The sequence below is a fragment of the Streptomyces yamdrokensis genome (assembly GCF_053890455.1).
In genome coordinates, this window is sequence record NZ_JBSSMB010000004.1 from 145,654 (window position 1) to 171,037 (window position 25,384).

At 68.7% G+C, this 25,384-nt stretch carries 19 protein-coding genes and 1 pseudogene; 12 read left to right on the forward strand and 8 right to left on the reverse strand.

Features of this window, described 5'->3' with window-relative positions; genetic code table 11:
- The first annotated feature begins 683 nt into the window (after positions 1-683).
- The 5 genes and pseudogenes from ACWZEH_RS35855 to ACWZEH_RS35875 all read left to right on the forward strand — a co-directional run.
- Positions 684-3,962 carry a DUF6603 domain-containing protein gene (locus tag ACWZEH_RS35855; protein ID WP_456200424.1) on the forward strand — a complete coding sequence of 1,093 codons (3,279 nt, stop codon included), beginning with the start codon at positions 684-686 and terminating at the stop codon, positions 3,960-3,962.
- A gap of 6 nt (positions 3,963-3,968) precedes the next feature.
- The gene (locus tag ACWZEH_RS35860; protein WP_456200426.1) at positions 3,969-6,209 is read left to right on the forward strand and encodes a hypothetical protein; all 2,241 of its coding nucleotides are present in this window, start codon (positions 3,969-3,971) and stop codon (positions 6,207-6,209) included.
- Entirely contained in the window at positions 6,209-9,850 is a 3,642-nt protein-coding gene (locus ACWZEH_RS35865; protein WP_456200427.1) for a hypothetical protein, read from the forward strand. The genes ACWZEH_RS35860 and ACWZEH_RS35865 overlap by 1 nt, the downstream gene beginning before the upstream one ends.
- A gap of 24 nt (positions 9,851-9,874) precedes the next feature.
- The gene (locus ACWZEH_RS35870; RefSeq protein ID WP_456200428.1) at positions 9,875-11,284 is read left to right on the forward strand and encodes a hypothetical protein; all 1,410 of its coding nucleotides are present in this window, start codon (positions 9,875-9,877) and stop codon (positions 11,282-11,284) included.
- 150 nt (positions 11,285-11,434) lie between these two features.
- Positions 11,435-11,740: pseudogene (locus ACWZEH_RS35875) on the forward strand (IS6 family transposase); the annotation flags it as partial.
- Positions 11,741-11,782: 42 nt separating this feature from the next.
- On the opposite strand, the gene ACWZEH_RS35880 reads toward ACWZEH_RS35875, so the two are convergent.
- Positions 11,783-12,148, reverse strand: coding sequence for an STAS domain-containing protein (locus ACWZEH_RS35880; protein ID WP_456200429.1), 366 nt, complete (start codon positions 12,146-12,148; stop codon positions 11,783-11,785).
- Between the two features lie 210 nt (positions 12,149-12,358).
- Between ACWZEH_RS35880 and ACWZEH_RS35885 the strand changes: the two genes are divergently transcribed.
- The 3 genes from ACWZEH_RS35885 to ACWZEH_RS35895 all read left to right on the forward strand — a co-directional run bounded on the left by ACWZEH_RS35885 (position 12,359) and on the right by ACWZEH_RS35895 (position 13,795).
- Positions 12,359-12,805: an ATP-binding protein gene (locus tag ACWZEH_RS35885; protein WP_456200431.1), complete on the forward strand. Its 447-nt coding sequence runs from the start codon at positions 12,359-12,361 to the stop codon at positions 12,803-12,805.
- A 280-nt stretch (positions 12,806-13,085) separates the two neighbouring features.
- The gene (locus ACWZEH_RS35890) at positions 13,086-13,391 is read left to right on the forward strand and encodes a hypothetical protein (RefSeq protein WP_456200432.1); all 306 of its coding nucleotides are present in this window, start codon (positions 13,086-13,088) and stop codon (positions 13,389-13,391) included.
- 182 nt (positions 13,392-13,573) lie between these two features.
- The gene (locus tag ACWZEH_RS35895; protein WP_456200434.1) at positions 13,574-13,795 is read left to right on the forward strand and encodes a hypothetical protein; all 222 of its coding nucleotides are present in this window, start codon (positions 13,574-13,576) and stop codon (positions 13,793-13,795) included.
- A 77-nt stretch (positions 13,796-13,872) separates the two neighbouring features.
- On the opposite strand, the gene ACWZEH_RS35900 is transcribed toward ACWZEH_RS35895, so the two are convergent.
- Positions 13,873-14,655, reverse strand: coding sequence for a SigB/SigF/SigG family RNA polymerase sigma factor (locus tag ACWZEH_RS35900; protein WP_456200436.1), 783 nt, complete (start codon positions 14,653-14,655; stop codon positions 13,873-13,875).
- Positions 14,656-15,216: 561 nt separating this feature from the next.
- Between ACWZEH_RS35900 and ACWZEH_RS35905 the strand changes: the two genes are divergently transcribed.
- The 4 genes from ACWZEH_RS35905 (at position 15,217) to ACWZEH_RS35920 (ending at position 19,239) form a co-directional block, all read left to right on the forward strand.
- Complete coding sequence (locus ACWZEH_RS35905; RefSeq protein WP_456200438.1) at positions 15,217-16,062, forward strand: IS5 family transposase; 846 nt, start codon at positions 15,217-15,219, stop codon at positions 16,060-16,062.
- A 255-nt stretch (positions 16,063-16,317) separates the two neighbouring features.
- Positions 16,318-17,157, forward strand: coding sequence for an IS5 family transposase (locus ACWZEH_RS35910; protein ID WP_456192207.1), 840 nt, complete (start codon positions 16,318-16,320; stop codon positions 17,155-17,157).
- Positions 17,158-17,470: 313 nt separating this feature from the next.
- Positions 17,471-18,874 carry a PP2C family protein-serine/threonine phosphatase gene (locus ACWZEH_RS35915; protein WP_456200440.1) on the forward strand — a complete coding sequence of 468 codons (1,404 nt, stop codon included), beginning with the start codon at positions 17,471-17,473 and terminating at the stop codon, positions 18,872-18,874.
- The gene (locus tag ACWZEH_RS35920) at positions 18,871-19,239 is read left to right on the forward strand and encodes an STAS domain-containing protein (protein WP_456200442.1); all 369 of its coding nucleotides are present in this window, start codon (positions 18,871-18,873) and stop codon (positions 19,237-19,239) included. Before ACWZEH_RS35915 ends, ACWZEH_RS35920 begins: the two co-directional genes overlap by 4 nt.
- Before the next feature lie 128 nt (positions 19,240-19,367).
- On the opposite strand, the gene ACWZEH_RS35925 is transcribed toward ACWZEH_RS35920, so the two are convergent.
- The 6 genes from ACWZEH_RS35925 to ACWZEH_RS35950 all read right to left on the reverse strand — a co-directional run bounded on the left by ACWZEH_RS35925 (position 19,368) and on the right by ACWZEH_RS35950 (position 25,372).
- Complete coding sequence (locus ACWZEH_RS35925) at positions 19,368-19,766, reverse strand: hypothetical protein (protein WP_456200092.1); 399 nt, start codon at positions 19,764-19,766, stop codon at positions 19,368-19,370.
- Positions 19,763-20,605: an IS5 family transposase gene (locus ACWZEH_RS35930; protein WP_381180232.1), complete on the reverse strand. Its 843-nt coding sequence runs from the start codon at positions 20,603-20,605 to the stop codon at positions 19,763-19,765. Before ACWZEH_RS35930 ends, ACWZEH_RS35925 begins: the two co-directional genes overlap by 4 nt.
- A gap of 115 nt (positions 20,606-20,720) precedes the next feature.
- Positions 20,721-21,520 (reverse strand): IS5 family transposase gene (locus tag ACWZEH_RS35935; protein WP_456200559.1). Its coding sequence is split into 2 segments (ribosomal slippage): positions 20,721-21,181 and positions 21,181-21,520, totalling 801 coding nucleotides; the frame shifts between segments, so codons are not numbered across the junction.
- Positions 21,521-21,693: 173 nt separating this feature from the next.
- Positions 21,694-21,915 carry a hypothetical protein gene (locus ACWZEH_RS35940; RefSeq protein ID WP_456200444.1) on the reverse strand — a complete coding sequence of 74 codons (222 nt, stop codon included), beginning with the start codon at positions 21,913-21,915 and terminating at the stop codon, positions 21,694-21,696.
- Positions 21,916-22,286: 371 nt separating this feature from the next.
- Positions 22,287-22,790, reverse strand: a complete 504-nt coding sequence (locus ACWZEH_RS35945; RefSeq protein WP_456200561.1) for a M23 family metallopeptidase — start codon at positions 22,788-22,790, stop codon at positions 22,287-22,289.
- A gap of 143 nt (positions 22,791-22,933) precedes the next feature.
- Positions 22,934-25,372 carry a helicase associated domain-containing protein gene (locus tag ACWZEH_RS35950; RefSeq protein WP_456200446.1) on the reverse strand — a complete coding sequence of 813 codons (2,439 nt, stop codon included), beginning with the start codon at positions 25,370-25,372 and terminating at the stop codon, positions 22,934-22,936.
- Between the last annotated feature and the right edge of the window lie 12 nt (positions 25,373-25,384).

Below are 25,384 nucleotides of genomic sequence, written 5' to 3' on the forward strand. Positions count from 1 at the left end.
GGTGACCAGCCTGGCCGCCCTCTGGATCCGAACGTCCTAGCGAGCGAACTCGGCCAGTTCAGGGTCGCGGCCGGCGCGGCGTCCCGTGCGGTCCGGCTCGCTGTCGCGGGTGCGGAGGGCCACGTTCCGGTGAATGCGACCCCGGAGAGGTATGCCGCCGACCCATTCATGAATCACACTTGGTAACCAATCGACTGCTATGTGTTGCCATCGGGTGATTGCGTCCTGTCCTTCGCCCCTGGCGGAGGCGGGGCACTGCCGGCGGGCCGCTGTACCGCGGCTTCACCGACGCGGAGAGCCGCGCGGGCCGCCATCGGAGGGGGAGAGCTCATGGACGTGACGGAGGGACCTCGGTCCCGCGGGGCAAGGACAGCGCGGCGCAGGAGAGGCCGGTTCGTGGTGCGCGTGCTCGCCACCGTCGGGCCGGCGGGGGCCGGGGCAGCTGCGGCCGCCCTCACGTCGGGGAGTTCGGGCCCCGTGCGGGCGCAGGAAACCGGTCAGGACACGAGGGCCCGGCCGACGGTGGCGGTCTCGCTGGGGGACAGCAGCATCTCCGGTGAGGCAGGCCGGTGGCAGGGCAACCTCGCGATGAAGCACTCCCCCGGCACCGATATGTGGGGGACCGACAGAGCCTGCGCTCCGCGGGCACCTCACCCAACCGTGTCTACAGACGGGGGTCACCCATGGCACTGACGGTCGAAGAACTGGTTGCACTGTTCCCGGCGGGGGGTGCCGGAACGTTCGAGCTCGGCACCGGGAGGCTCGGGCTGACCGGCGAGTCCGAGTCCCTGGAGCACCTGCCCGGCGGCGTCCTGACCCTTACTCAGGCGACGGCCGACAGTGCCGCTCTGACGGTGACCGGCAAGATCACCTTCGCCGGTGAGGAGATGCCGGCCAGCGCCCGGTTCTTCGCCACGGGCACGGCGGTCAACGCGCTGCTCTTCGAGGCGAGCCCGGCGACCTGGCTGCTCCGGACCGCCGTCGCCGACGTCGACCTGTCCGCACTGTCCGGCGGCCGGTCACTGCGGGTCCTGCTGGCCGCCGGACAGGCCGCGGCCGAGGCCGGACGGTGCCCCGGCACCGGTCCCTGGGTGGGCTTCCAGCTCGGCGGCGCGGTCGCCGACCCGCTGGAGTTCCGCGCCGAACTGCGCAAGGAGTCCATCGGCAGGGCCCAGCCCCTCGACGGACCGCCGCTGCTGATCACCCCGCTGCTCGAAGCCCTTGGCGAGTACGACGTCGAACTGCCCGGACCGCTGGTCGACTTGCTGGAGCGGGTCCAGCTGCACCAGCACCCGATGGGCAAGACGGACAACCTGATGGTCACCGCCGAAGCGCCGGTGGACCACGGCACCGGCGCGAACCCGGTGGAAGTGCTGGTGCTGCGGACCACGGTGCTCGGCCGCACCGGCCAGGACGGCAAACCCAAGGCCACCACCGTCGCCATGGTCCGGGCCCGCACGGACTGGGACGGCTCCGGGCTGCCGGTGGTCGGACCCATGATCGGCAACGGGCTGCTGTCCCTGCCCGCGCTCCAGATCATGTACGTCTCCGAGAATCTCGGCGCCGAAGACGTCATCAAGATCAACCGGGTTGTCACGGAGTACAACCTCGGCCCGCTCCAGCAGTTGCCGGTGGTGAACGAGGCGGCAGGGGTCCCGCTGGGCAAGAACGTGAGTGCGGCGGTCCACCTCGCGGTCATGGGCCATCCGACCCCGGCACTGGTGATCACCGTCCCGCCGAAGTTCGGACCGGATCCGCAGAGCCCGGACAAGCCGGGGCTCGAATACGAGTTCGTGATCGGCAAGCAGTTCGGGCCGGTCTACCTCTCCGCGATCGTGTTCCGCTACGACCTTAAAAAAGGTTTGCTGATCGAGCTCCAGGGCCAGGTCACGATCGGTTCTCTCACCTGGCAGGTCGCCGGGCTCGGCTTCTACGTCGGCATGAGCGGCGGCTTCCCGCTGCTGCCCTTCCTGCACGGCATGAACATCGAAGCCACCGCCGCCGACGGGCTCATCGGCCTCAAGGGCGGCCTGCTCAACAAGACACCCGACGACCCCACCCTCGACTTCGAACTCGCCGGACTGATCCTCGTCCAGGCGATGGCGGTCGAACTCGGCGCCCAGGCCGTGTGGGCGCGCAGCGTCGAAGGCTGGCACTCGGTCTTCATCTACGGCGAGGTCTCCCTCCTCGGCGGCGCCTCAGTCTTCGGCCCGCCGCCCTTCACCGTCACCGGCTTCTCCGCCGGATTCGGGATCAACAGTTCCTTCAAGAAGGTCCCCACCGGAGCCGAGCTCGCCGAATTCCCGCTGGTGGCACGGCTGGACGCGGCTCAAGCGCTGCCCGGGGACCCCGCCCCGACGCCGTACACCCCCGAGGACGCGCTCAAGGCCCTCACCGGACCCACCGGTTGGATTCGCCCCACCGAGGGCCAGTACTGGATCGCCGCCGGAGTGAAGTTCACCAGCTTCGGCTTCATCGAGACCAAAGCCCTCGCCGTCATCGAACTCGGCGACTCCGTCAAGGCCATGCTGCTCGGCCGTACCTCGGTCAGCCTGCCGCGCACCCTCAACCCGAACGCACGGGCCATCGCCAGGGTGAACATCGGCCTGAGCCTCGGCTTCAGCTCCGCCGAGCACTGCCTGTCCATGGACGTGGCCCTGCTGCCCGGCAGCTATGTGCTCGATCCGTCGATCGAACTCACCGGTGGCCTGGCCGTCTACGTCTGGACCGGTGGAAGCCGCGCCGGGGACTTCGCCATCAGCCTCGGCGGCTACCACCCCGCCTACAACGTCCCCGCGCACTACCCCCGGCCCAAGCGCCTCGGGTTCGTGTGGTCCCCGGCCAGCGACATCACGGTGCGGGCCGAGGCCTATGCCGCGATCACCCCCGCCGCGTTCATGTTCGGCGGGCGCCTGGCCGCCGTCTACGACAAGGGCATCTTCTCCGCGTGGTTCACCGCGCACCTCGACGTACTGGTCCAGTGGAAACCCTTCTACCTCGACGTGCGGCTCGGCATCAGCATCGGCGTCGCGGCCACCATCAAGGTCTGGTTCGTCCGGGTCCGCATCTCCGTCGAGGTCGGCATCGACCTCCACCTGTGGCTGCCGCCCTTCGGGGGCCGGGCCACCGTCAAACTCTGGTTCATTTCCTTCAGCTTCGGCTTCGGCTCCTCCCGCGACAACACCCCCACCGTGGAATGGCCCGAGTTCCGCACCCAGATCCCGGCACCCGTCCGGGTCATCCCCAACGAGGGCTTGCTCGCCGACGCCGATCAGAGTGAGATCGCCCGGCGCGCGGCCGCCAAGGAACCGACCCTCGTCTCCTCGGCCGGATTCACCTTCACCACCGAAGCCGGCATCCCCGCCTCGCACCTCTACCTCAACGAACGACTGATTGAGCAGTCCGACGAGGGGACCATCGACATCCGCCCCATGCGGAAGACCGGTGTCACCTCCGCCCACCGGGTCACCATTACCAAGGACGGCACGACCTTCCACCCCACCGACCACTACTGGGTGGTCAAGCCGGTCACCGCCACCGTCGCCCCCGGCCTGTGGGGCAAGCCCCTGGCCAAACCCGGAGATGCGCTCGACGGCGACCAACTGCTCGAAAACCGCCTCACCGGACTGAGGATCACCCTCCCCAAGCCGGACTACGGCACCGACACCGGGCCCGTCACCTCAAAGGCGCTCTCGTACGAAGGACTACCGGACGGTCGCATGCCCCTGCGCGTGTCCGACCCCGCCGGGCCCGAGCCGCGGGCCGACGACCAGAGCGTCCGGACCATCGTCGACACCGTCGCCGCCCCCACCGTCAAGGTCCGCCGCACCGCCGTGCTCAGCACCCTCGCCCGGCTCGGCGCGGGACCCGGCGCCGATACCGACAGTCCGCTCACCGGCTACGCCGCACTCGCCGGCCGCAGCCTGACCACCCCGCCCCTGACCACCACCGCGACGAGGTGACCGGCCGTGACCGCTGAACCGGATCTGCGCATCCACTTCCTCGACCACCTGATCCCGCGTGCCACCCCCGGCGACTACCGGGTCGTGGTCGAGAACACCCTCAGCGACGCCGGCGGCGAACTGGACGCCCAGGACAAGCTGCTCCCGTCCGAGGAGACATTCGAGATCAAGGCCGTCCGCTTCGTGCTCAGCGAAGCGTCCGTCCACGCCTACTACCCGCCGCGCGAGAGCACCGGCGCCTACACCAGGACCCTGCCGCACATCACCCTCAGCCGGTCGATCCTGCCCTGGGAACGCAACCTCGCCGGAACCCGCACCGAGCAGCCCCCGGCCCGCCCGCCCTGGCTCGCCCTGCTCGTCTTCGGCGAGAACGAACTGCCCGACGACCCCGCCGCGTCCGGGGACACCGTGCTGCGCACCGTCGAGGAGCTCCGCAACCCCGCCGAGGCAGGGGTCAAGGGCCCGAACCTGCCGTCCGGCGGCGTCGACGAGGCTGAGGCCCGGAGCACGTGCCGGACCATCGACGTCCCGGCGGACCTCTTCAACGCGGTCGCCCCGCGCGACGACGAGATGTACTACCTCGCCCACGTCCGCAAGGTCGTCGACGCGAACAGGACTCGGGCCGACGGCGAAGTCCTCGAAGAAGGGGAGTACGCGGTCGTCAACGCCAACCGCTTCCCCCACAACCCCGGCAACTACGCCGTCCACCTCGTCTCCCTCGAAGGCTTCGAGGGCCGCCTGTCCGGCACCCTGCCCGGCGGCACCACGGCTGTCCGCCTGTGCTCGCTGCACAGCTGGAGCTTCACCAGCAGCGAAGGGCCCGCCGCCGACCCCGGAGCACTGCTGGAGAACCTCGTCGCCCCCAGCACCGCGGACCCCGAAGAGCTCGAAGAGCTCGCCCTGCGGCTGCCGGTGACCGCACCGGTCACCGACGACCCCGAGGACGGCTACGTCCGCGACCGCCTTGCCCGCGGCTACACCGCCGTCCCGCAGCTGACCCTCTCCGGCGAACGCACCTTCGCCTGGTACCGCGGCCCGGCCACGCCGGTCACCGCTTTCGACGTGCCCGCCGAGCACAGCCCCGGCCCGCACACCACCTCCGACCACGCGCTCATCTACGAGCCCGAGCACGGCATCTTCGACGTCAGCTATGCCGTCGCCTGGACTCTCGGTCGCACCATCGGCCTGGCCGACCCCGAATACACCACCGCCGTCAGCCGGGCCCGCCGCGAACTCGCCAACCGGGCGACGACGCTGATGGCGCTGGCCGGAGACCCGGCGCGCGCCTCGGTCGACCCGGATGCCCCGCCCGCCCTCGGCGCACTGCGCGAACTCGCCTCCGCAGGCTTCCGCGAGCGGCTCAGCACCGGGCTCAAGAGCCCCCAGCTGCCGGACGAGGCCGGACGCAGGACACCGCAGCTGAGAGTGACACGTACACAGGCAAGGTCCGTGCTCGCGGAAGAACGCTCCGTCTCCCTGCTGCGCACCACCGCGGAACGCAACGCCGGGGCCATCGCCGCCTGGCAGGCCCGCCTCGGCCTGCTCCAGGGCGTGCCGTTCCACCACCTCGTGCCCGACCCGCGCATGCTGCCCCTGGAATCCCTGCGGATGTTCCGCCTCGACCAGGGCTGGCTCGACGCGCTCGTCGCCGGAGCCGCCGACGTCGGCGTGCACACCTCCGTCGACAGCCGCCTCGCCCCCGAACTCAACGAGGCCACCACCGCCCGGTCGGGCAGCGCGAAGCGGGCCGCCGGCGGGCTGCTCATCCACTCCGAACTCATCCCCGCCTGGCCGGATATCAAGGTCAACGCCTACCTCGAGGACGGCACCGTCCTCACCGAACTGCGCCGCGCCAAACCGGACAAGAGGATCCTGCTCGTCCTGTGGGACGGCGTTCCCGACAAGGTCGTCATCCGCGAACCGGGACAGGGCATCCACTACGGCATCGACGCCGGGAACCGCCTCGGCCTGCGCAGCCTGGCCGCCGACCCGCCGATCGGCACCCCGCTGGAGACCTACTACCCGGCCACCGGCAGCCTCTTCGACCTCCACCTGCGCTCCGACCCGGACGCCGGACCCGCGGTGCTTCAGATGTTCGGCACCGGCGGCCTGGTGCCCGCCCTGGCCCGGGAGTTCGGGCTCACCGACCTGGATCCCGGACAGCTGGCCCTGGAACTCGTCAACGCCCCACTGGAACAGGAAATCCTCAGCCCCACCGGCACCGCTGCCCGGACGGAGACCGCCTGATGAACGCCACGGACCTGATCGTCCCCGTCAAGGTGCACGCCCTCGTCGTCAACCGGCTGACCCACACCACCGAGACGTTCAACCGGTGGACGCCGAACTTCGACGCCATGATCGAGGAGGGCGCGGGTGCGGAGCCGGCCCCCGGCGTCGGCACCGAGACCATGGGCCCGGACAGTGAAGGCGTCTACGTCCAGTGGCAGCTACCCGAGGCGCTGGCCAACGGGCACTACGACCAGACGACAGGGGAGACGACCTTCCCCTTCGTCCCCAACCGCTGGCTGGTCGTGCGCTACAGCACCGCAGCGGCGGCGCCGGACCGCAAGGCCGTCGGGTGGATCGTGCAGAGCGACTACCTGGAGAGCCGCCCGGTCCAGGACGCCGACGGCAACGACGTCCGGGGCACCAACAAGCACCCGAACCCCGATTCGCCGGAGGGTGCTCCGCTGGAGCTGACCTTCCTCGGCCGCCGCCACGACCTCACCCAGGCGCCGTGGACCGAACCGCACGCCCAGAAGCCGCACCTGACCGCGGCCGGGCCCGGACTGCCCGGCTTCGCGGCCTACCAGCCGTACAACAAAGACGTGTTCTCGATCCACGACACCCTTGAGGACCTCAAAGGCGGCCTGGACAACTACCCGCCCGACGCGACGCTCAGCTACTTCGTCGTCGGCTGGTACAGCGACGACGCACTCGACTACCTCAACCGCGCCGCGTCCGTGCCCGGCCTGCTCCCGCCGGACGCGGACGGGACGGCCGACCTCCTCGAAGCCCTCGGCTGGAACACCCCCGAAGGCACCGACGCCGACGCCCTGGACCGCACCCTCTACAGCGGCTTCGCGCTGGGAGTCGACTGGCAGCGCGAAGGCGCCACCCATGAGTCCGACAAACCGAGCAACGCCGAGCTCAGCACCATCCTCACGCTGGGCAGCAGCAGCGCCGAAGCCCTCGGCAGGCTGACCGCCCGGCAGACCCGGTCCGCGCGCACCGGGGACCTCGTACGCTCGCTCTTCCACGGCACCCTCGAAACACTCGACACCGCCGACGGCGAGGAGGACCTCGACACCCTCACCCACCACTCCTGGTTCTCCGGCTCCGACGGCGGCCATGTGTGGAAGGTGACCGCGCGCCCCGTCGAAGGCGACGACGAACTGCCGCCCCCGCCACCGGAACCCGGATGGCTGACTGAACTCAACCATGTCCAACGGCAGTACGACGACCTCACGCCCAGGCTCCGCCGCTCTCAGCAGCGCCTTTGGAACATCTGGTGGCTGCGCAACAAGCCGGTCCCCGCCTTCACCCCTGAGCACCCCGCGGGGTTCGACGACGCAGCCGATGTCCAGCTCGACGAGAACGATCCGACGAGTCTGGCCGGGCGGACCAAGGCTTTGCTCGACGAGCAGTTCGTCCTGTTGAGGCAACTGCCCACCGGCACCACCCCGGAGGAACTCGCGGCCGACATCGAAAAGTACGCGACCGAACGCGGACTCGACCCGCGCTACCAGCTGGAACGCACCGCCCGCGAGTCCTACTACCGCCCCGCCGACCCGGTCGTGCTCATCAAGGACACCGGTGCCAAGGAACCCCTCACCCGGGACACCCCGCTGCCCTGCCGCCTCCCCGAAGCCCTGATCACCCGGATCACCGTCGACGGCAAGACCTACGACCGGCCCACCACCGCGCCCAGCCCCCCACTGGCCGGACTCCCCGACGCCTGCACCCCGCTGCTCGCCGAGTTCGCCCTCCTGGACCAGGTGGCCAGGGTCCCCGGCGCTCTCGACGCGGCTCTCGCGGACCCCGCCGCCGTCACCGGGCCCGTCCCCGAGCACACCGCGCCATGGCGGCAGCCCTGGCTGCCCATGCACCTCGAATACGAACTGAAGTACTGCCCCACGCCCTTCCAGGCCGACGACACCACCTACTGGACCTTCAACGGCAGCCGCTACGAATGGTCCGGCCGGGGAGCCCAGCCCGGCGGCGGCGAAGCCGACCTGCGCTGGCTCACCTTCAAGAACCGGGCGTTCCTCACCCCGAGCGCGCCGTTCGTCCTGCAGAAGCAGATCGACCGCTACCTCGACACCTACTCCGGCGCCCCCACCGAAGGCCTGCTCGCCCTGCGCGAGGAACTCGGCGACCCCGGACTGCTCTCCCAGCGCCTCGACGGCTTCCACGACTGGCTCGTCCAGCAGGACGGCACCGCCAGGACCACCGTGCACGTCCCCGAGGCCACCGCCAGGCTCGTCGGCGACATCCAGAGCGTCCCGGAGGGCGGCCCGCTCGAACCGCCCGCCGACGACCCGGGAACACCGTTCCAGCCGGTCCGCGCCGGCCAGTTCGCCTTCCACGACCTGCGCATCGTCGACCGCTTCGGCCGCACCTATGACATCGTCAACAGCAGCAACTACGAACAGGTCTCCCTCACCCTCGCCGAGAGCGTTGCCCCTGACAGCGTCCTCGACGAGGACCTCGTCGGCACCGCCCGCTTCGTCCAGCTCGGCCCGCGTCTCCTCCAGGGCGCCCGCGTCCGGCTGGAGACCGTACGCGCCGTGGACGGACAGCGGCTCTCACCGATGGCCCGCGCGGCCACGACGGAAAACCCGCTGGCCGGCTGGCTGCTGCTCAACCATCTCGACCAGACCCTCGTCGTCCACGGACCCGACGGCGTCTGTCTCGGCGAACTCCGCGTCGTCAAGGACATCGACGGCGCGGACGACAGCGTGTGGCTACCGCTCCCCGGCTCGCCCCATCCAGATGTCGACGCCCGGGAGTTCGAGGACGCCATGCCGCACCTGGCCCGGTTCGTCCGCACCCTGAAGGACAAACCCGCTGCCGCGCTCACCGGTCTGCTCGACACCATCGACCAGACCCTCGACACCATTCTCGACGACGCGGCCCAGGAGGACGGTTCCCCACTGCGGCTCGTCGGCCGTCCGCTCGCGCTGGTGCGCGCCGATCTGGGCGTCGAGCTCGAAGGACCGCTGCTGAGCAACCCGAGCTGGGACCAGGTGCTGGGGGAGTCGCAGGAGGAGTACGACGGCTACCGCTGGCCGGTCCGGCTCGGCAACGAAAAGCGGCTCGGCGACGGGCTCATCGGCTACTTCGCCGGGGCGACCGGGCCCGACCAGGAGACGTCGTACGACCTCTTCCACGCGGTCATGCCGCAGGGCGGCGGAGGCTACCTGACCCCGATCGACAAGGGCCACGGCCTGGCCGTGCCCGCGCGCATCCCGGACCAGGCGGTGAAGCACCACCTGACGCTACTGATGGATCCGTACGCGGCGGTGCATGCCACCACGGACATCCTCCCGGTAACGAAGGTGCAACTGCCCGACGACCTGGTGTCCGAGGCGATGCGGCGGATCCGGGCGTCCTTCCGGCTCGGCCCGCTGCTGGCGGCCGAGCGGGTCGACAAGGCCGAGGAGGCCCGGCGGGCGCGGGCGCAGGAGGAGCCGACGGAGGCCGGTGTGGTGCTGCCGCAGCCCGCGTCCTGGCACGGGGCGTGGAGCTGGGCCGAGCCGCGCGGGTCGGACACCGAGTGGGTGGAGCTGCCGATCGTTCCGGCTGATTCCGCGGCGCACTTCGGGGACCCGCAGGCGCAGGCCCGGTACGGATACCTGCTGCTCGACGCGACCGAGACGTCCTGACACCGCTTACTGAAGGGCTGTTGCATGAGCGTCATCATGGTGAACACCACCAACCTGCTGCCGTACGAACCGTCGACCGACCCGAAGCCGTTGCGGGTGAGCTCCGCCGAGGAAACCGAATACGGCTCCGTCAACATCAATGTCGGCGGCGGGATCACCACGCCGGCCTGGTGCAACAAGATCACCGTCCGGGTGCCGGTCGGCGCCGGGGCCGAGCACCTCACCACCGAAGGCGCCGCCATCAAGACAGGTGCCAGCACCGGCTGGACACCGTCCGCCCCCACCGTCTCCGGCGGCTTCGCGGTCATCACCTTCACCCCGGCCCGCGCGGTGCAGTTCACTGGGCAAATCATCACGCTCACCCTGTCCAACATCGCGGTCAACCGCACGGCGGGTCAGGTCTCCATTGAGATCGTCGAGAGTTCGTCAGGGACGAACGGGAGTTTCACCAACAAGGACGCTGCGGTCGTGGTGGACAAGTTCCCGACCGGGTTCGTGTTCCGGAACTTCGCGCCCGAGAAGATCATGGTGGAGAACGGTGAGGCCGCCGTGCTCCGCTGGGAGGGCTCGGACGCGAAATACACGATGCACTGGGGCGACACCCCCGCCGGAGTCTCCCTCGACAAGGAACGTGTCTGGCCCACCCCACGCGGCCTGACCACCGTCACCGGCTTCATGCTCCGCGCCGAAGTCACAGCCGGTGGCGCCACCCTCACCCACACCCTGACCACGGCAGTCACCGTACGCATCCCTGACCTCGTCGTCAGGAACCTCACCGTCCAGGGCCCGGCCACCTTCGCCGACAACGTCAGCCTCAGCAATACCGCGAAGGACCTGACGGTCGCCGGATCGGTGCGCGGTGCGGGCAGCAGCCCGCTGCGGGTCAGCCAGCCCGCAGGCCTGAAGGTCGACGCGGGCCTGAACGTCACCGGGGCGAGCACCTTCGACAACAACGTCACCGTCACCGACGACCTGACCGTCAAGGGCGAGCTGCACGCGCAGGGAATCACCCGGATCACCGACCTGCGCGGGCCTTACGGAGAACCGCTGAAGATCAACAGTCATGTCGAAGTCCTCAACGACAACAATGTCACCGTCACCGACGACCTGACCGTCAAGGGCGAGCTGCACGCGCAGGGGCTCACCCGGATCACCGACCTGCGCGGGCCTTACGGAGAACCGCTGCAGATCAACAGTGACACGGTATGGCTCAGCGGCAACGATGTGACGTTCAACGGTGGGGTCCGCGTTTCCGGTGCACAGGTCATCCGGGCAGGTGACACCATCCAGGTGACAACCGCCTACTTCGGTTCGACGCGCTACCTGAACGGAACGAGCAACGACAAGCACGAAGATTGGAACGGCGATAAGTGGCCTGCCGCCATGTGGGCCAACAACGACTCTGCCGCCAAATTCACGATCAAGAGGTTGTGAGGAAGCTTGCTGCCCGCCACCGCTCGCTGGTTCGAGTTGTCCGCGGACCTGTGCCTACGGCGCGCGCCCTGGGCAGGGCGTTGTCAACTTGGCTGGTGGGCTGAGTCCCTGGGACGATTCTCGGGTCGTTGGGCACCGGGAGGGGACGCCGTGGCGCCGTCGTACAAGGGGTTCCGGTACCCGGCGGAGATCATCGCGCACTGCGTGTGGTTGTACCACCGCTTCCCGCTCAGCTTCCGCGAGGTCGAGGAGCTCATGCTCGCCCGCGATGTGGTCGTCTCCCATGAGACGGTCCGGCAGTGGTGCGCGAAATTTGGGCCCGAATATGCCCGTGAACTGCGGCGTCGGCGTCCCCGGCCCGGCGACAAGTGGCATCTGGACGAGGCCTTCATCACCATCAACGGGGAACGGCAATACCTGTGGCGGGCGGTCGACCAGAACGGCAACGTGCTCGACTGGGGACGCCGGCTAGAACGCTGCGGCCGGGCACGGCGCGGGTCAGGCGGTCAGGGCCTGCTCAACGGTGGAATGGCAGGGGATGACGTCGTCCAGGCCGACGATCTCAAGGAGCCGCAGCACCGACGCCTGGGCGCCGGCGATACGCAGCCAGCCCTGAGCGTCACTCATGCTCTTGTGGGCGGCGACGAAGACGTTGATGCCGCTGGAGTCCATGAACGTCACGCCGCTGAGGTCCACCACGGTCCGCGGCGGAGTCGCGCCGTTACAGGACAGCAGGGCCTCACTGAGCACGTCCTTGACGGTGTGGTCGATCTCGCCGCGCAGGGTGACTACCCGGATGCCGTCGATAGCGGCATGGCCGATCGACAGCTGGCCGGGCCGGGCTGCTCCGTGGGTGTCTGTCACTGTTTCCTTGACTGCTCGCTGATGGGACTCGAGGCCCCGGCGCGATAGTGCGCCGATGACCCCGCCTCATGCTACAGCGAACACATGTACGGCCCGTTATGAGGTTCTCACGGGACATGTGAGGCATAGTGCCGGGTACGCGCAGGAAGTGTGAACGGGGGAACAAGGGTGGAGCCGGCTGGATCAGTCCCCGAGGGTGAGGGCAGCGTGATGCCGGACGTCCCTCCGATACAGGACACCGTCGCCCTGGACGGCGACGGGCACGTCATTGCTGAGGCGCGCCACCGCGCGAGGGACTTCCTCGCCCGTGTACAAGCGGAGCACGGCCTGCCGGTGTCCGCTCGCGCAATGGACCTGACCCAGCTGGTGGTCAGCGAGCTGGTCACCAACGCCCGCAAGTACGCCCCTGGCCCCGTACTGATGGAGCTGCGTATTTCCGGCGCCGTGGTGGAAGTGATCGTGTGGGACAGCGATCCGGTCCTACCGGTGGCGCGGGCCGCCGATGCGGGCAGGGTCGGGCAGCACGGTCTGGAGATCGTCATGGCCGTCGCGCAGGGCTTCGAGGTCCAGCGGGAGCCGGTCGGCAAACGCGTCACCGCCCGCGTCGCCCTGCCCGACGACCCCGGCGGAGACGTCACCGGACGACGCCCCCAGTGACAGCCGGCGCTCCCGTCGGCCCCACCACCTTTCCCTGACGGCCTGCCTGAAACGGCGCGCTACCGGCAGGAGATGGCGGCGGCGGAAAAGGGTCGGGTCGGGCGTGCCGCACCTGACGATCAGCGCCCCAGCCGAGGTGGCGTTCGGTTTCGTGCACGACGGTGCGCCAAAAGCGGGAGAGGCAGAGACAGCGCACAAGACCAGCGGCCGGCTCTCCTCCTTCCGCAGGTGAAGCACCTGTGCCCGAAACCGTCAGGGTGTGTGTGGATAGGCTTTGGCGGTGACCGCTGATGCCGTGGAGAAGCTGCTCGCTGATGTGTGCGGGACGTTGGCCCGTGCTGGCTTCGATGTGGCGTCGGCTGGTGATGAGGGCAGCCCTGGTCTGCGGGTGCGGAGGGATATGGACTCGGTGCTGGTGGGATGGGTGCCCGGCAGCGAGTTGGATCCTGCGGGCCGGGAGGATGCCGAGTTCGAGGGCATTCGTGCTGTTCTGCGGTCGGCGCTGCTGGCGATCCTCACGCAGGCCGGTCATGCCGTGCAGGTGGACCGCGCGAGCGGTGAGGTGCGGGTCAAGCTGCTTGCGTGACCCTGGGCCACGGGATCGACACCCGCGTTGCCCTCAGAGCGTGGGGCAGTTCGACACCGGCGGGCCCGGCGACGTAGGACCGCGTGCCGGAGTCCCGCGCCGTTTCAACTGGTCCGGCGACACCTCCTGGCCGGGCAGCCGACTCGCCGCACGGCCCTGCCGGGAGCACGCTGGGAGGCGTGATGAGCGCGCCGATCGTCGTACACCAGCCCTCCCGTACCGGTGGCCGGAGCGTCACCGTGCACTCGCACGGCCGGGACGAGATCCTCGGCACCGCTTACAGCGACCACGACCTGGTGGTGTTCCTCGAAACCGCGGGCGTCGACGATCCCGAGGGAGTGTTGGACGATGCGCGCTGGGTGAAATGGCGCGGAGGCCGCCCACACGAGTGGAGAACGGCCTGAGCGGGACCGCTCCAAACTGACAGCGCACAGGGTGGTGGCGTGGTGTACGGGTTCACCACGGCCGCGAGGTGGTGGTGTCAGTGGGTGGTGAGCATGCCCGCGCGGAGCTGGGCCTGGGTTGCTTCTTCGACGAACCTCCAGTGCAGGATTTTGCGCGAGCGCTCGTCGAGGTCGGTGATCATCGGGGCGAGTGCGTGAAAGTCCTCGACCAGTTCCAGCGCGCCGTCGTCGTTGCCGATGAAGTCGGACAGGGCGCTCTTGCCGTCCTCGCTGCTGCCGATGGCGGCGTCCAGGGAGGAGGAGCGGTAGCCGTTGGAGGCCAGTCGCGCCTCGATGACTTCCTTTTCTTCGAGGTTCATCAGCTGGGACAGTTCCGCCACGGTCGGGGTGCGGCCCAGGCGGCTGCTCAGTTCCTCGGTGGCGCGCGCCAGCTGGACGCGGGCCTCCTGAAGGCGGCGCGGAACGTGCACGGCCCAGGTGGTGTCGCGGAAGAACCGCTTGATCTCGCCCACGATGTAGGGGATCGAGAAGGAGGTGAACTCCACTTCGCGGGAGAGCTCGAACCGGTCGATGGCCTTGATGAGGCCGATCACGCCGACCTGGACGATGTCCTCCATCTCCTCCTGGTCCCGGCTGCGGAAGCGGGAGGCCGCGTAGCGGACCAGGGAGATGTTCATCTCGATCAGCGTGTTGCGCGCGTACTGGTACTCCGGCGTGCCTTCCTCCAGCCGGTTCAGCTGCTGGAAGAACAGGCGGGTGAGCTCACGGGCGTCCTTGGGAGCGACCTTCGACGGGTCCGGGATTTCCGGCAGTTCAGCGCACTTCACATCCGCCGTTGCCGCTGCCGTATCCGTAACCATGTGTCCCTCCCCTTGTCGGCCATGCCGACACCGGCCCACCTCACCTTGCCATCGCCGCACCTACCCCGTCCCCCCCCCGCCTTCATGCCTACTCCTTTCCTGATATCGACGGCCCCGCGCCTGCGAGGTGTCGAAGCGGACCTCGATCGACTGCGGCAAGCGGATCCAACCGAGTCGCGCCAGCCAATCGAACTCCAATCCTGCGCACATCGAGTCGCGCGGAGTCCTGCTCCGGTCCGAGCAGGGTGCCGGCGGCGACCAGGTCCGCCAGGTCCTCGCGGCGGAAGACATGGCCAGGGGCAACGTCCCGTCGGAGTTTTGTGCTCAGAGGACGTTCGTGTCATCTATACGCCGGTTTAGGGCAGTTGTGCCGCGCCGGGATTCGCCTCGTACAGGCAGAACAGGCGGTATGTCTCTTCAGTTGGAGTGCGCCGGGACTCGCGTTTTACCCGGGTTGCTACCGATACCTTCTGTCCGGTTCGAATACGTCCCTGAAGCTGGCTTTTGCCTCGCTCGATCGAGCGATATACCCGGTTGGGGACCTCGTGCATGAGTGGTCCCATGACCTCTTCGCAGCAGCGCGAGCCGTACCCGAGCGATCTCTCCGATGCCCGCTGGGCGTTGATGGAACCGGCCTTGACGGCCTGGCGGGCCGAGCGGCAGAAGACCTCGCTCAACCTCGGTGGAAAGGTCACTGACCTGCGAGAAGTCATGAACGCGATCCTCTTCCTCAACCGGACCGGCGTCCCCTGGCGCTACCTGCCCCACGATTTCCCGCCGCACACCACCGTGTTCGGCTACTTCAGCGCCTGGACCGCCGACGGCACCATCGAGAAACCCGGCCTCCACCTGCACCGGATGGTCCGTGAGCAGGCAGGACGCACCGCCGAACCCACTGCCTGCGTCATTGACGCCCAGAGCGTCAAGACCGCTACCAGCGTGCCCGCCGACACCCAGGGCACCGACGTCGGCAAGAAGACCGTCGGACGCAAACGCAGCATCGTCGTCGACACCCTCGGCCTGTTACTGCTGGTCATGGTGACCGCCGCCAGCGTCTCGGACAACGAGGCCGGCATCCAGCTCCTTACCCGCGTCGCCGCCGACCACCCCACCATCAGCAAGGCATGGGTCGACTCCGGCTACAAGAAGAAGGCGATCGAGCACGGCGCCTCGCTCGGCATCGACGTCGACGTCGTTCCACGAAACGAGCAGGTCAAAGGCTTCTCCGTGATCCCGCGGCGCTGGGTCGTGGAGCGAAGTTTCGGATGTATCATGATGCACCGTCGCCTCGCCCGCGACTACGAGACCAAACCGGCGCACTCCGAGAGCATGATCCGCCTCGCGATGATCTCCAACCTTGCGAAACGAGCGATGGGCGAAACAGTCATAACCTGGCACAAACCATGAACTATCGCTTCTTCAAGCAAGACGTCCTCTCAGAGGGCGTTTATGCAGGTTAAGCCCTAAATGCGGCTCTCGCCCCTGCCCTGCTTTGGGGGCCTTCATCCCGTAGGTGGCGAATGGCGGTCTCCAGGGCGGATGCTCAGCCATCCGTCTCGTTCGCTTCCATGCCTGGAAGTCCGTCTGGTTTGAAGTTGCCGTGGAATCGCCCAATGAACAGCGGAATCGAACATTCCGCCTCGCTCATGATCACGCTACGTCGTGAGCGAGCGCAAGCCGTACCCCAGCGACCTGTCCGACGCCCGATGGGCCCTGATCGAGCCGACGTTGACGGCCTGGAGAAAGGCCCGGCTCGACCGCAGGCCAACCGGGCAGCCGGCCAAAGTCGATTTACGCGACGTCTTCAACGCGATCCTCTACGTGAACCGCACGGGAATCCCCTGGAAATACCTTCCACATGACTTCCCGAACCACGGCACCGTCTATGCCTACTACGCGGCCTGGCGCGACGAAGGAATCTTCGCCCGGCTCAATTACGACCTGACCGGACTGGCCCGCGTGAAGGAAGGGCGCAAGCCTGAACCGACCGCCTCCGTGATCGACACCCAGAGCGTGAAGACTTCCACCAACGTGCCCGTGACCAGCCAGGGAACGGACGCCGCGAAGAAGATCGTCGGTCGGAAGCGCGGCATCCTCACCGACACGATCGGCCTCATCCTCGCCGTTACCGTCACCGCCGCCAGCCTGTCGGAGAACGCCCTGGGAATCCGTCTCCTCGACCAGGCGAAGGAGACGTACCCGACCCTCTCCAAGAGCTGGGTCGACACCGGCTTCAAGAACGCTGTCGTCGAGCACGGCGCCCGCCTCGGAATCGATGTCGAAGTCGTCAACAGGAACCCGGAGACCCGCGGCTTTCAGATCGTAAAAAGGCGCTGGGTGGTCGAGCGGAGTATCGGTTGGCTCATGATGCACCGCCGCCTCGCCCGCGACTACGAGACCCTCACCACCAGCTCCGAGGCCATGATCCACATCGCCTCGATCGGCAACCTCACCAGGCGCATAACGGACGAGACGACACCCACCTGGCGAGGAACGTACTAGGACGTAAACGGCAAGTTGCCCACTTCAAACGCCCTCTCAGGTCGGTGAGCAGCTTGTGGTCCGGACCACGAAGGCCGTCACGCCTCGCGTTTTCGCCGATCACTTCGCCCGGTTGCGGTCGGTGCTTGGGCGGGCGTTCCACGATGCCGGTGCGCACTACGAAGCTCGCTCTCGGATCGGGTGCGCCGGCCGCGTTCGGTAGGGTTCCGGAGTGCTGGCTGTCTGGTCGGTGTCTTCCTGGGGGATGAGCGAGACGAGGGACATGCCGGAACAAGCGATCCTGCCTGCGATAGCACCGAGCGAGCCTTTGGCCGTGTCGGTCGAGGCGGCGCGGATGGCGGCGGTGCGCCGTTACGACATTCTCGACACTCCGCCGGACGGCGCCTACGACCGAGTTGCCGCGCTGGCCGCGCGGCTGTTCGAGGTGCCGGTGGCGACGGTGACGATCGTGGACGAGGACCGGATCTGGTTCAAGGCCGCGCACGGGCTGGAAGGTGTCAGCGAGATCGGCCGGGATCCGGGCCTGTGCGCCTCGGCGGTGCTGAGGGATGACACCACCGTCATCCCCGATACGTTGTTGGACCCGGTCGCCTGCTCCAACCCGCTGGTCGCCGGCCCGATGGGGGTGCGGTTCTACGCCGCCGCTCCGATCATCACCGCCGACGGGCACCGCCTGGGCACGGTCAACGTCCTTGACACCCACCCCCACGAGATCAGCGAGGCCGACGCCTCCACCCTCACAGACCTGGCCGCGGTGGTGCGGGACCAGCTGGAACTGCGACTGTCGGCGTTGCATGTGATACGAGCCGAGCAGGAGAAACGTCAGGCGGAGGAAGAGGCCCGCCAGCGTGCGGAGCTGGACAAGGCGGCCATCGCCGCGTTCGCCTCCACCCTGCAGCGCACCCTGGTGCCTCCCGCGCTGCCCGCGGTACCGGGGCTTGAGCTGGCCTGCCACTACAAGACCGCCTCCTCGCAGGAAGTGGGCGGCGACTTCTACGACGTCTTCCCCATCGGCGCAGGCCGGTGGGCGTTCTTCCTGGGCGATGTCTGCGGCAAGGGCGCCGAAGCCGCCTCGATCACCTCACTGACCCGCTACACGCTGCGGGCCGCAGCCCTCGTCGACGCCGAACCCACGGCCGCGCTCAAAGCCCTGAACACCGCGCTGCTGCTCGACGCGGCGGTCGGCACCCGCTTCTGCACCGCTATCTTCGGCCTGCTCGATCCCGCCCGGGACGGCGGTTTCACAGTTACGCTGGCCACCGGCGGTCACCCGCCCGCCTACCACCTCAGCCCTGCCAAGGGCGGCGGTGTACGGGTTGAGGCGGCCCGCGCCAAGGGCGGCATGCTGGTCGGCGCGTTCGCCGAGGCCGCCTTCGCCTCACTCACCCTGCACCTGGCACCCGGCCAGGGCTTGCTGCTGTACACCGACGGGCTGACCGAGGCACGCACCGTCGATGGCCACATGCTCGCCGACACCGGTCTTACCGACTTCCTTGCCCAGCGAGAAGCGCCGGTCAGGGCCGGCGCCCTGATCGACGACACCGTCGCGCTCCTGGACATACTCCCCGACACCGAACGCGACGACGTGGCGCTGCTGGCTCTGTCCGTTCCCACCGCGGACGCCGCTCCCGCCGGCATCACTACCACCGCTCACAGCGCCGCCGCCCCGACCGCACCCGCCGACGCCTCCGTCGGGCAGGAGATCCGACGCCCATGACCGACGCATTCCACATCGACGTCCCGCACACCGACGGCGCCCTGGCCGTGATAGGGCTGTCCGGTGAATTCGACATCGCCGCCGCACCCGCCGTGCGGGCCCGCGCCCTGGAACTCATTGCCGCCGGACACGCAGACCTGGTCGCCGACCTGTCGGGGGTCACATTCTGCGACTCCTCAGGGCTGGGAGCCCTCGTCGGCATCTGGCGCTGCGCCAAGGACGCCGACGGCTCCCTGACCCTGGCGGCCATCCCCGACCGGCTGAGCCGCCTGCTCAGCGTCACCGGAATGGACACCTTCCTGCCCGCCCACCCCAGCGTCGAGGCCGCGCTCGCCGCCCGCCAGGGCAATCGCACCACCGCCTGAACACCCTCGCTCGCAGGAATGGCATCAGGGGGCATGCCCCGGGCGTGCCCGGCCCTTAGTGGACGGTTCGTGAAGTGATGTCCGTTTCTGCATGAGGGTTGCGTCAGGGGTGCTGGTCGTAGCGGTGGCTATTGCTTCCTGGCGAAGCTGCCCGTGTCGGCTTCGGTGAGGACGCCGAGTTTGACCAGGCGTTTCAGCTTGGCTCGGGTGCCCTCGACGTTCTTGGGCAGGATTTCGTGGCCGAGGGCCTGACAGACGTCCTTGGCCCGCAGGGGCCCGGGGGCCTCGTTGAACACGGTGAGGATGCGGGCGTAGTCCGGATGCTCGGGCAGCTCCGGCGGGGAGACGGGGATCCGGTCGGCGAGGCCGGTGACGGTTGTGCGGGTGATCGCGAGGTGCTCGAGGTGGGTCTCGGCCTCCCGCAGCCGGGTCTGCAGGTCGTCGATCCGCGCGCGGAGGTCGTCGGCCAGGGCACGGGCGGCCTCCTCCTGGATGTCCAGCGCCTGGAGGAGGGGCTGGATGTTCACGCTGCCGCCGGCTCACGCCAGGTGGGGGCGTTCGCGCCGGTGAGGCGTCGGGCCATCACATGGGTCATGGCCCAGTAGACGCGGGAGGCCGAGGAGGAGGGGTGGTGTTCGTAGTCGCGGACCAGTCGCCGGTGCAGTATCAAGATCCCGTAGGTCTGCTCGACCCTCCATCGCTTCGGCTGCGGGACGAACCCCTTGTGCTGCGGGTCGCGTTGGACGATCTCCACGTCGATGCCGAGGCCGACGCCGTGTGTGACGACCTGGGTCTTGAAGCCCTGGTCGACCAGAGCCTTGCTGACGGCGCCGCCGGCGTTCTCGGCAACCTCGCTCAGCAGGGCGATACCCGCGGTGTTGTCATGGACGTTCGCCGCGAGAACGACGACCGCGATGACCAGGCCGAGGACGTCCACGGCCAGGCCACGCTTGCGGCCCGGCACCCGCTTGGCCGGGTCATGGCCGGTCGTCGCGGCGGGGACCGAGGCGGCCGCGCGGACACTCTGGGTGTCCAGCACCACCAGGGTCGGGTCCTCTAATCGCCGGGCGCGTTCCCGGACCTGGCAGCGCAGGAGCTCATGGATGACCTGGTCGGTTCCGTCGTCCCGCCAGGCAGCGAAGTAGTAGTACGTCGCGCTCTTGGGCGGCAGGTCATGCGGGAGATAGGCCCACTGGCATCCGGTCCGCCCCTGATAGAGGATCGCGTTGATGATCTCCCGCATGTCATAGGCGCCCTGATGGCCGCTGACCGAACGATGCCGGTCCTTCCACGCGGTGATCACCGGCTCGATCAGGGCCCACTGCTCATCCGATAAGTCACTCGGATACGGCTTCCGTTCACTCACCCGGCCAGCCCACCAGACCCCAGCCCCCGGGCCGGGAGAATCCGCCTCACAGCCACACCATCAGGCGATAGCAGAATCACTCATACACTCACGAACCGCCCACTTAGAAGTCATCTCATTTGGTGAGTTTGCGGTAGCAGATCAGGGTGCAGGCGATGCTGGTGAAGGCGAGGAAGTGGTCGGCCTTGCGTTCGTAGCGGCGGTGGAGTCGGCGGCAGCCGGCGAGCCAGGCCATGGTGCGTTCGATGGTCCATCGGTGCCGTCCGAGCCGCTGCGAGGTCTCGACGCCCTTGCGGGCGATGCGGTGCCGGATGCCCTGGCGGGAGAGCCATTGCCGCAGGTGGCGGTAGTCGTAGCCCTTGTCGGCGTGGAGCTTGCCGGGCTTGCGGCGGCGGCGGCCGCGGCGGGAGCGGATCGGGGGTATGCCCTTCACGAGCGGGATCAGGGCCTGGCTGTCGTGGAGGTTGGCGCCGGAGATTCCGACGGAGATGGGCAGACCGGTCCGCTCGGTGATCAGGTGGATCTTTGACCCGTACTTACCCCGGTCGACAGGATTCGGACCCGTCAGCTCCCCCTTTTCAGGGCCCGCATGTTCACCGAGTCGATCGCACAGCGAGACCAGTCCAGCTCGCCCCGGGAGCCGAGTTCGTCCAGGACCAGGCGGTGCAGCTTGGCCCACACCCGGGCCTTGGTCCACTCGGAAAACCGGCGGTGGGCCGTGGCCCCGGACGGCCCGAACGACGCGGCGGGCAGCTGCTGCCACGTGCAGCCCGACGTCGCCACGAACACGATCGCGGCCAGCACCTCACGGTCGCCGTGCCGACGCCGACCACCACCCTGAGGCCGCGAGGGCGCCTCCGGCACCACCCGCTGGAACAGCTCCCACAACTCATCCGGCACCAGCCGCTCAACGATCCTCGCCACGACCCACAGCCTACCGAGCCAATTGAGATGACTTCTAAGGGCGCAAGGCCCGTCGTCAGGGCCAGCCGCCCCGGTGTCCACGCACCTACACATGGCCGCCACGCATCGGCTCCCGCCTTCAGCAGCACTCGCACGGTCTGCCCCTGCAGGTGCTCGACCGCCCATCACAAAGGCGTACGCCCCCGTTCATCAGGTATGTCCACCTCCCGTGTGTGGGCGAGCATCGCGGTCACCGCCTCGGCGGCGCCCGCCGCTGCCGCCAGATGCAGGGGCGTCTCCTCGAATGACCCGTAGCGGGCGGTCGGAGACTCCCCTCCCGCAAGCCGCGCCCTGACAGATGCCAGATCGTTCCAGTCCTGGAGATGCCAGAAGTCTCTCGTACTCATCCCATGATCATCGCAAACAGCACTGACAGCGACTGTGATGTGTCGGGTTGGTGTCAGTGGAGTGATCGGCAGTCTTCGTCGGCCGCTGCCGGCCGTATTCCTGCTGGCCGTGGTGGGGGCGTGTGACGGTCCGCCGCTGACACCGGGGTGGCACCGGCATCGGATTTCACTGTCATGAGGCGGTGTATCCCCGGGTGGTTCGCTGACATGAAGCTGAGAGATTGCAGTTGGCGCCGACGAAAATGCTGGGCTCGGCGATAATCGCCATGAAGTTTCCAGGTGTCCACGATCAAGGGGAAGCTTCAATCCCCGTTCTCTTCCTGTGCGCGCATCCTCCCCCGGCGGGAGGGGGATGCGCGCACTCATGTGTTTCAGGCGTATGAGTTGACGCTGACCGGCCACGACCCGGTGTACGGCACCCAGCCCTGGAGTGTGGCGGGGATGCCCACCCGGGTGTTGCAGTTGATCACCTGGAAGTGCAGGTGGGGTCCGCTTGACGCGCCCGTGCTGCCCGACCAGCCGATGACCCGGCCCTGCGGGACCCAGTCACCGGTGTTGTAGATGGCCCGGTTCAGGTGGGCGTAGTGGGTGCATTGGCCGTTCGAGTGTCGGATGATTACCTCGATGCCGTTCTGCCAGTACGGGGACCAGTTCGAGACGAGGACCGTGCCGCCCTGGGCGGCGGAGACCTCGTAGTTCGTGGGGAGACCGAAGTCCCAGGCGTACTCGTTGTAGGGGCCGGTGTGCGAGTACGTGCCCTCCGGGCCCTGCGTGACCTGGTAGGCCTCGCCGGCCGGGTAGGGGAGCTCGTAGTAGTAGTCCGCGGCTGAGGCCGGGGTGGCGCCGGACAGCATGATGCCCGCGGCCGCCACCATCGCACCCGCCATCGCGGCGAGTCGGCGTCGGGCTCCTGTCGTTCTGTTCACTGTGCAACTCCTCTTTAGGGGAGTTGACATGCTCATGGATGTCTGGGGTGGGTGTCGAGGGGTGTGCCGCAACAGGCATGGGCCACGGCCTGCTATGCCCATCCGATGCCCAGCTTTCGTAGTGCGTTGCGCTGGTCCTGGGTGAGTTTGTCCCGCCGCTGCTTCGTGTTCGAAACCCATACGCCCAGCTTTACGATCACCGGCTCCGCCTCGCCGTCGACGGCGATCTGTTCGCTGTGGCCGCGTGGTACCGGCCGTTGACCTTCCCGTTCGACCCACTGGGCGAGGGCCGCAAGCCCGCGCTGGAAGGCTGACGCCTTCCCGGTGCCCTTGGCCGCCGAGGCCGGGGCGAGCCGTTCGACGGGTTTCACGCCCAGCCCGGTCAGCCGTTCCTGCTGCTCGGCGGACAGCTCCACCCAGCTGCGGCGTTGCCGCTGAAGCCATTTGCCGAGGTCATCGCCTTCGTAGAGGACGCCGGGCCGGATGGCGGGCAGTACTCCGCCGGGCTCGTCCTGCGCGAGGTGGGCGAGGACGCGGTAGTGGCGTTGCCAGTCCAGCGGCCAGGGGCAGTTCCAGTCCTCATCGATCGCCTTCAGCTGCTTCGCCCGCTCCCCTGCCCGCTGCGGGTCCTTCCCCAGGCCGCCCTTGCGGCGGAGGTTGGCCATGTGCTGCCCGACGGGCACCATCGCCTCGCCCTCGCCCTCACCCTCACCCCACACCGCGTTCTGGCGGGGTGCGAGGTGCCCGGTGGCGCGCCGGTAGGACCGCAGCGCGGCGAGCTTGTTCTCCCAGGCCTCTTCGCCCGGTTCCCAGACCATGCCGACCTCCGGCAGGTCGAGCAGTTCCTTGCGCCGTGGCTCCAGCTCTCCGGCCCGTAGCGCCTTTCTCTGCTGGTGCACCCACCTGCCCAGCGGAAACGCCTTCGTCACCCCGACCTCGGTCTCCACGTCATAGGGCACGGCGTGCAGGCCGGTGATGCCGTTCTGGGCCCGCCAGCGGATAAGGGCCTGGTAGCCCTCCAGCCATACCAGGGACTCGGGCCGGTAGACCCGGGTGCGCAGGAACGCCGCGATGGTTGCTGCGTCCTTAGGGGAGGAGAAGTGCAGCAGCGCCGCCTCGGCGGCCGCCTGGGTGTCGTCCTGTTCCTGGTCCTCGCCGTTGCTCTCGCCGTCGGCACCGATGATCCGCCCGTCCTCGTCGCGCCGGACGTGCACGGTGCGCTGTCCGCTGGTGAGGGCGCGGGAGGCGAGTTGCTCCACCAGGCGCTCATCGTGCGAGCGCAGGCCTTGGAGCACAGCGACCAGTCCCGCATACGAGGCGGAGGCGATCATGTCGGTGGGGTCCTCGCCGGGCTGAAGGAACACGGGCACGATGATCCGCGCGACCTTCGTGGTGCCGTCCCGGTTGAGCCGGAGTGCCCGGCCGATGTTCTGCACGATCTCCACCTGGGAGGTGCGGGTGTCGGCGAAGCACGCCGCTTCCACGCCCCGTTCGCCGGTGATGTCCACGCCTTCCCCGAGGACGCGACAGCTTGCCAGGAACGCCCGGTGGACGCGCCGGCCCGCGGCATCGATCCCGTTCGCGAACTGCCGCAGCACCTCCCGCCGCTCGGACACCAAATGGCCGCCGCACAGCCACGCCGACCACACCCGGCCCGGGGGGACGTGGCGGCCGGCCTCCAGCTCGTAGAAGCTCGCGTCGATCGACGACGCGGGGAGCCGGTCCGCGGCCGCCAGGTCGTCATCGGAGGCGTCACTGGCGTACAGCTCGGCAGCCGTCTGGGGCATCTTCTCCGCGAACGCGGCTGCCTCCTCCACCTTCTGGTGGAACGTCATCACCGTACGGAGGTTGTACGCCGCCGCGTGCTCCAGAAGTGCGGTCTGCAGCAGCGCCAGGCGCCGGCCCCGCTGCGCCTCCTCCGACTCCCCGAGGACGGGCGAGGGGTCGCGGATTTCCAGCACGTCGATCTCGAACCCGGCAAGGATGCCCCGCTCGATGGCCTCCGAGAGCCCGAGTTCGGCCAGCCACGGCCCGTACGTCTGGGAGTCCTGGCCCATCGACGCGAGCTCCAGCTCCTGGCCGCCCGCGCCCTTCTGCGGCCGGGGCGCGGCCAGGATGCGCGGGGTGGCGGTCAGGTAGAGCCGGAAGTCGGCGGGGATCCGGGCGTTGTCGTGGATCGCCGCCCACGGCCTGCCAAGATCACCCGCCGTACCGTGCGCCTCATCCACGACCGCGAGGTCGAAACCGCTCATCTGCTGCCCGTACAGGCGCTCCCCGCCCGCCAGAGCGGCCTCCAAAGGCCCGCGAACCTTGCCCTGGCCCATCGGATCCTCGAAGTCCTCGCGGTCCACCAGGGAGGCGTACGTGGCGAACACGACCACCGGCCCGGACCCCGCCCACAGCGCCAACTGGATCGGATTGGTGGTGGTGCGTACCCCCAGCGAATCGAGCACCGCATCGCTCTCCAGCGAGCACACCGCCACCAGCGGCGCCCGGTGGCCCACCAACCGCCACGCCTGAGCGGTCTGCACGAGCAAGTCCAG